The sequence below is a fragment of the Streptomyces sp. NPDC091371 genome, assembly GCF_040684275.1.
Classification (GTDB): domain Bacteria; phylum Actinomycetota; class Actinomycetes; order Streptomycetales; family Streptomycetaceae; genus Streptomyces.
On sequence record NZ_JBFBFP010000005.1, the window covers coordinates 255,093 to 261,778 of the forward strand.

General features: G+C 70.0%; 4 protein-coding genes and 3 pseudogenes. 2 read left to right on the forward strand and 5 right to left on the reverse strand.

Features of this window, described 5'->3' with window-relative positions:
* Nucleotides 1-2: 2 nt before the first annotated feature.
* Nucleotides 3-1,913, reverse strand: coding sequence for a Stk1 family PASTA domain-containing Ser/Thr kinase (gene pknB / locus AB0O21_RS09475; RefSeq protein ID WP_365168282.1), 1,911 nt, complete (start codon nucleotides 1,911-1,913; stop codon nucleotides 3-5).
* Nucleotides 1,914-2,633: 720 nt separating this feature from the next.
* Between pknB and AB0O21_RS09480 the strand changes: the two genes are divergently transcribed.
* Nucleotides 2,634-3,338: a hypothetical protein gene (locus tag AB0O21_RS09480; RefSeq protein ID WP_365168285.1), complete on the forward strand. Its 705-nt coding sequence runs from the start codon at nucleotides 2,634-2,636 to the stop codon at nucleotides 3,336-3,338.
* 39 nt (nucleotides 3,339-3,377) lie between these two features.
* Here the strand turns inward: AB0O21_RS09480 and AB0O21_RS09485 are convergent.
* The 3 genes and pseudogenes from AB0O21_RS09485 to AB0O21_RS09495 all read right to left on the reverse strand — a co-directional run.
* Nucleotides 3,378-3,569 (reverse strand): annotated as a pseudogene (locus tag AB0O21_RS09485) (UTRA domain-containing protein); the annotation flags it as partial.
* A 286-nt stretch (nucleotides 3,570-3,855) separates the two neighbouring features.
* Nucleotides 3,856-4,917 (reverse strand): hypothetical protein, encoded by a 1,062-nt coding sequence (locus tag AB0O21_RS09490; RefSeq protein ID WP_365168286.1) that lies wholly within the window; start codon nucleotides 4,915-4,917, stop codon nucleotides 3,856-3,858.
* Entirely contained in the window at nucleotides 4,896-5,465 is a 570-nt protein-coding gene (locus tag AB0O21_RS09495; RefSeq protein ID WP_365168288.1) for a hypothetical protein, read from the reverse strand. Before AB0O21_RS09495 ends, AB0O21_RS09490 begins: the two co-directional genes overlap by 22 nt.
* A gap of 479 nt (nucleotides 5,466-5,944) precedes the next feature.
* On the opposite strand from AB0O21_RS09495, the pseudogene AB0O21_RS09500 reads away from it, so the two are divergent.
* Nucleotides 5,945-6,149, forward strand: a pseudogene (locus AB0O21_RS09500) (hypothetical protein).
* Between the two features lie 324 nt (nucleotides 6,150-6,473).
* Here the strand turns inward: AB0O21_RS09500 and AB0O21_RS09505 are convergent.
* Nucleotides 6,474-6,686 (reverse strand): annotated as a pseudogene (locus AB0O21_RS09505) (IS110 family transposase); the annotation flags it as partial.

Genomic DNA, 6,686 nt, shown 5'->3' on the forward strand with positions numbered 1-6,686 from the left:
GCTCAAAGCCCCTTGGTCTTGATGGTGATCGTGCTGCCCTCGGGGGCGTTCTGTCCGGCCGGCACCGACTGGCTCTCCACGGTGTTGCTGAAGGAGAGGAAGGGCCGGTCCACCTTCACCTTGAAGCCGGCGGCTTCCAGCGCCTTGCGGGCCGCGTCCACTTCCTGGCCCGTCACATTGGGGACGGGGAGCTGGCGGGGGCCCTTGGAGACGGTCAGCGTGATCGTGTCACCGGCCGCGGCCTGGGCGCCGGCGCTGACCGACTGGTTGGCGACCGTACCGGCCGCGGTAGGGGAGTTGACCTGCTCGGGGGCTGTCTCGACCTTGAAGCCCAGGCCCTCCAGGCTCGCCTTCGCCTGGTCGGCGGGGAGCCCCACCACGCTCGGGACCGGCACCGGGCGGCCCTTGCTGACCACGAGCGCGACCGCCGTGTCGGGCGCCCGCTTCTCGCCGCCCACCGGGTCGGTGCTGATCACCGAGCCCTGGGCGACGTCCTGGCTGAAGGCCTGCGTGACGATGCCCGGAGCCAGCCCGGCCTTCGTCAGCTCCTGCTTCGCCTCCTCCAGCGGGCGGCCCTTCAGGTTGGGCACGGCCACGACCTGGGGGCCGCGGGAGATGGTGATCTTCACGGCGCCGTTGCCGCGGATGCGCTTGCCGCCCGGCGGGTCGGTGTTCATGACCGTTCCGCGGTCGAACGCGTCGCTGAACTTCCGGTCGACCCCCTTCACCCCGAGCCCGGCGGCGGACAGCTGGGCGCGGGCCTCCGCCTCCGTCTTGCCGAGGAGGTTGGGGACCTGGGTGAACTGGCCGGCGCTGATGTACCAGACGCCGGTGCCGAGACCGAGGGCGAGCAGCACCCCGGCGATGACCAGGAGCACCCCGCGACGGGGCAGGCGGGTGCCGGCCGGCCGGTGCGCCGGCGGCGGGGGAGGCGGCGGCATCTCCAGGCGGGACGTGTGGTGCACGGGCTGCTGCGCGGACACCGGCCGCGGGATCACGCCGGTGCGGTCCTCGGCGGACGACCGCTCCTCGGCCCGCGCCTGCGGCGGTACGGCGTCCAGCTCGGCGTCACCGAGCAGCGCACGGGCCTCACGGGCGAGGCCGAGCAGCGCGGCGGCGTCGTAGGGACGCAGGTCGGGGTTGCGGGCGGTGGCCTGCGCGACGAGCTCGTCGAGCCCGACGGCGAGCCCCGGGACGGCCGCCGATGGGGCGGGTACGTCCTCGTGGAGGTGCTGGTACAGCACCTGGGCCGGGGTCCCGCCGGTGTGGGGTTTCGCGCCGGTCAGCATCTCGTACAGCACGACACCGCAGGCGTAGACGTCCACGCGGGTGTCGGCGATGCCGTTCTCGATCTGCTCGGGGGCCAGGTAGGAGACCGTGCCGAGGACGGAGCCGGTGGTGTTCGTCACGGAGTCCACGGACCGGACCAGCCCGAAGTCGGCGACCTTGACCCGCCCGTCGTCCCCGATCAGGACGTTCTCGGGCTTCATGTCCCGGTGCACGAAGCCGGCCCGGTGGGCGGCGCCGAGCGCGGCGAGCACGGGTTCGAGGATGTCGAGTGCGGCCCGCGGCCGGAGCGCACCGCGCTCACGGAGCACGTCGCGCAGGGTGCAGCCGGACACGTACTCCATGGCGAGGAACACGTACGGCCCGTCCGTGCCCTGGTCGTAGACGGCGACCACGTTGGGGTGAGCGAGCCGCGCCACGCTCTTCGCCTCCCGGATGAACCGGTCGACGAAGCCGACGTCGGCGGCGAGCGCCGGGTGCATCACCTTCAGCGCGAGCACGCGGTCGAGCCGGGTGTCGACGGCCCGGTAGACCGTGGCCATGCCGCCGGCCGCGATGCGGGCGTCTACGCGGTAGCGGCCATCGAGCACGCGCCCGACGAGGGGGTCATCCAGGGTCGTATCCACCCGCCGATTCTACGAGCCACCGCAAACCCCCCGGCCTGGGCGGGGGCCGTTGCAGCGGAGCTGTGACGTGGGCTGCCGGTTCTGTTCGGCGGGCCGGGGTGCGGGGGCGGGACCTGCACTGGGCGGAATCAGAGTCGTCCTGGGGGGTTTCCCGTCAGTCCCATAGTCCTTCCGTGTCGGGCCGGTCCCTCAAGGGCGCTCACTTCGTTCGCGTCGCTACGCGACGGCCTTCGGCCGCCCTTGACCGACCGTCCCGCCCCGGAAAGACAAGAGACTGCCGGGAAACCCCCAAAAGAACGGGCCGGGGGATAAAGGAAACGGACGGGCCGGTCAGGGATGTCCGACCCCGCTCGGCAGGGGGCACGCCCCGCCTCGGGCCCTCCCAAGCCGCTCCCCGGACCGGGCAGGCGGCCGGCCCCGGCCAAACCTCGACCACAGAGAGCTCAGCCCCCGACAGGCGCGTCAAATCGCTACGCGCTCCTCCACGACGGCGTCCGACGGCCGTCTGGGGCTGATGGGGCCGGTGAAGAGGTTGGAGGGGTGATTCCTCGGCCCATCTGATCTGGATCCATGGAAGGGCGAGGACGACACCACAAACCCGCCCCTCAATTAGGGCAAACCGTCCGGCCTTTTCGGTTGCTCTGTCGCCTGACCCAGGCACAGTTCGGCATGCCCGCCGTGGGGCTCTTTCGACGCGAAACGGCTGGAAGAATGACGGGTGTGAACATTCACCCTTCCGACGACTCGGCCCTTGCTGCCTCCTTCGCCCGCCTCGGCGGTCAGGATTATGAGGAGGTGTGGAGCGAGCTGTGGAACGACCTCTGCCACCTAAACGATGTCCACGAGGGTAGCTTCGTTGCCCTCCCGTACCTGGCGGCGATTGCAACCGGTCGTGCCCCTGGCAACCCGCAGGACGCGGTCCAGATGGCCGGCCTCATAGCCTCCGCCTCAGACGCGGAACACGATGCCCGGTACGCCGAGGAGATTGCGGCCCTCCTGCCGGTGGCCCGCCACCTCCTCGACTCGGCGACCGAGCACGCTCCGACCTTTGTCTACCTCCAGCAGTGTGTCCTGGCCTTCGAAGGCGAACGAGTGTGGAGTGCGGGAAAGCTGGAGGGACTGTTCGAGGAGGAGTACGAGATCGACTGCCCAGCGTGCGAGTCGACGCTCTTCATCGCCTTCGGCGATCTAGGTGCCTTCGCCTCGGCCGGTGACTACGTGACGACCGAACCGCCCAAGGCGCCCCTGCTGCCGGCCGATCCGGTCGTTCTGGATCCGTTGCCCGCTCGCCTGCACCAGACTGCCCTCGCCACCGGCCACACGACGATCGCGCGCGGCGTGACATACCTCTTCGGCCGAGCCACGTGCCCAGATTGCGCAGACGTCTTCCCGGTCTCGCAGCAGGTGTTGGACAGAGACTGGTGACGAGACCGCGCCACTGCTTGCAGTCTGGGGGTGTGGCGATCAGGCGCTGAAGTCGTACTCCAGCACGTAGGAAGCGGAGTCCAGGGTCATTTCATTGACTTCAATGGCCCGCCCGTCCCCTGTGAAGGCCGTGCGGACGATCTGGATGACAGGCGTGCCCGTGGAGAGTGAGAGCCGCTCGGCCTCGTCGGCTGACGGCATTCGGGAGCGGATTTCCTCGCGGAAGTGCACCCCTCGCTCATCGCCCCGAACCTTGCCGACCTCTTCCTGATCCCTTGGATCCGGTGCACGACTTTTGGGCGGATCCTGGTCCGTGCTCATGTCGAAGAGCCTTGGGGCGCGCTCTCCTACATTCCCCAGCACTACGCCGTCTTGGCCTCAGAACAGGGGCCTTGCCTCAGGCTCTTCGATTCGTCCGCTGCCTGGGAAGCCCTTGAAGAACTCGTTCAGCAAGCCGCAGGCCCCCATTAGGGCGTCCTTGCGTGATGTCCGGTCCGGGGGACACAGGGGTGTCCCCTCACCCGGAGTGGAGCGTTCGGACTTCGCAGCGGAAGAGGACGCGGGAGGCGGTGTCGGTGGTCCGGGCGTGGAGGAGGATGCCGGTGGCCGGGTCCACGGTGAAGTCGCAGACGAGGTCTTCCTCGGGGGCCCAGGCACTGAGGGGAAAAGTGCGAAGGGGGCGGACGGTGGCGCGGAGGGAGTGGGGGCCGGTCGGGGTGGCGTCGGCCAGATGGGACACGATGCGGGCCGGTGTGAGCAGTTCGGCGAGCCTGGCGGCGGCCGGGGCCGCCCGGTCGCTGCGGTAGGCGCCGCTCATCTCGGCGGTCAGCGTGCCACTGGGGCTGTGCACGGTGACGGTCCAGCGGCGCGGGGAGGGCAGCGCTGCCGTCGGCAGGGGCGGGTCGAGGCCGGGTTCGGCGTGGATCTCGGCGCGCAGCCGTACGGGGTCGAGGAGGCTGGTGGCCATCCGGGCGAGTACGGGGCCGGCGCCCGTACCGTCCGGGGCGGGGGCTGCCGGGTCCGTGTCCGCGGAAGTGCGGGCGAGGCGGAGCGTGCCACTGCGGAAGCAGCCGTGGGTGTCGAAGGCGTCGGCCCGCAGGAGCAGGCCGGAACGGACGTCGACGGCGACGGCCAGGCGGGAGGCCCCCGGCGGTAGCCAGGGGTCGGTCGGATCGGCCGATTCGGGGTCTGGGGTGAGCACGAGGTCGACCGCGGGCCGCCCTTCGTGCCACGTGAGCCGTCCGTCGGAGGCGGTGGCCACCGCGCCGACGAGCCTGGCCGGATCGGTGAGCGCGAGGCACGGATCCGTACCGACGGAGACGTCCCGGCGCAGTTCCGCGGTCGAGGCGTCGTCGAGGGTTTCGCGCGCGTCGGGATCCGGCTTGCCGCTCTCGAAGCGGGCTGCGTCGGTCGCCCCGTAGCGCCCGGAGACCTCGTGCGGGACCCGGTGCCGGACGGCTTCGGCCACCGCGGCGAAGCGGGTGTCCTCGGCGGCGGCCGAGGCCATCCTGCCCAGGGCCCAGCGGGCCGCCGCACGGGGGTCCGGGGCGATCCCGGTCAGGGGGTGGGGAGCTGCCATGACGCCCACTTCTCCGGCCGCCCCGGTCCGTCGGACGGCCACTGCACGTACAGGACACGGTACGGGTGGCTCTCCGGGGCGGGAGCCGACGTCTCGATGCGCCAGCCGTCGCCGTCGCCGCGCGTGATGCGGCAGCCGGGCTCGGTGATGCCGGTACCGCAGGCCAGGACCGTCTGGTTCGCCGTGTCCTCCTTCGGGACGCCGGCCTCGTCCAGGGCCTTGTGGACCATGAAGGACGCGTACCAGGGTTGGCCCGGCCCGCTGACCTCGACGCTCAGCGGCTCGTCACGGGCCGCGCGCGGATCACGCTGCCACGTGAGCCGTTCCGGCGCAGCGTGCGAGCCGCCCTGCTCCCCCCACTCCCCGGCCACCAGGGGAAGCGCGCCGGCGAGGCGGGTGTCCCGTGCGCTCGGCGCCGAGGGGGCGGCGGGTGTACGGGCCGCGACGCCACGAGGCAGGTCTTCCTGCCGGCCGCTGCCGCAGGCGGTGAGTACGGGAAGTACCCACACGACGGCGGCTGCCAGGACGCGGTTCAGTGCTTGGTGCACGTGATCTCGCTGTCGTTCTGGTTGTAGACATGGGCCGAACCCTTGCCTTCGGGGCCGGACACGTAGAACCGGGCCTGGCCCTTGTATCGGTGTTTGCTCCCGGCCTCCGTACCAGCGCGAGCGCGAAAGGCTTCCTTCGGTGGAGACGTTCGGTGCGGTCATCCGGCACTTGGTGTCGAAGTGCACGTTGATCGTGTACGCCGCAGTGTGCGACGCGTGGGGGTAGTCGACCGACCCGCAGCGTCCCCCGTCTCCACGACCGAGTTGCCATGACACTCCGACTCAATCGAACGAACGGCCATGCGGCCGAAGTTGTGGACGCCCCTGTATAGCCGCCGGGAATGCTCAGTAGCATCGTAAATCCATGGCTTTGACCCGAACGTCGTAATCCGGCAGCCGGTGACCGCGATGCCAGGAGCTCCTCGACCGTGCGCACGACGGCTGGGAGCGATTCCTGTCCTCCATCGAGGAATCGTCCGATGGCTGAGCGATATGAGTACGTCCTTCACAGCCTGCTGCGCCGTCGTGTTGGCCGTGATCAACGAGAACGTTTCGGATTCCCTCGCTCGCGAGCATTGGGGGAAACTGGCGTACATCCGGGGTGCGTCCGGCCGTGAGTTCACCATTGCAGTCGACAACGTCGAGCCCGCCGACCACCAGCCCCAGACGGCAGTCGGACGCTGATCATTGAGAAGCGCGTAGCGATCTGCCGCGGCTACACACCAGCCCCAATCAGCCTGTGGTCGCCGTCTTCGAGGAGCGCGTAGCGATTTGATGCGCCCGTCGGGGCTGAGGTCTTTGTGGTCGAGGTTTGGCGATGGCTGGCCGCCTGCCCGGGCCCGGGACCGGCCTGGGAGGGCCCGAGACCGGGTGTGCCCCCTCGCTCGGGGGGTCGGACATCCCTGACTGACCCGGCCCCTTCTTTTATCCCCCGGCCCGTTCTTTTGGGGGTTTCCCGGCAGTCTCTTGTCTTTCCGTGGCGGGACGGCCTGAAGCTCCTATAGATCGTCAAGTGGTCTGTGGGTGCTTTGTGGTGGTGGGGGTCGTGTGCGGTAGGTGGCGGTAGATCTCGCGGGCGACGAACCGTTTCAGGCAGCGCATGATGTCCTTCTTGTTCATGCCTTCAGCGGTGCGTCGGGCGACGTAGTCGCGGGTTCGCTGGTCGTATTTCATGCGGACCAGCACGATCGTGTGCAGGGCGTTGTTGGCCTGGCGGTCGCC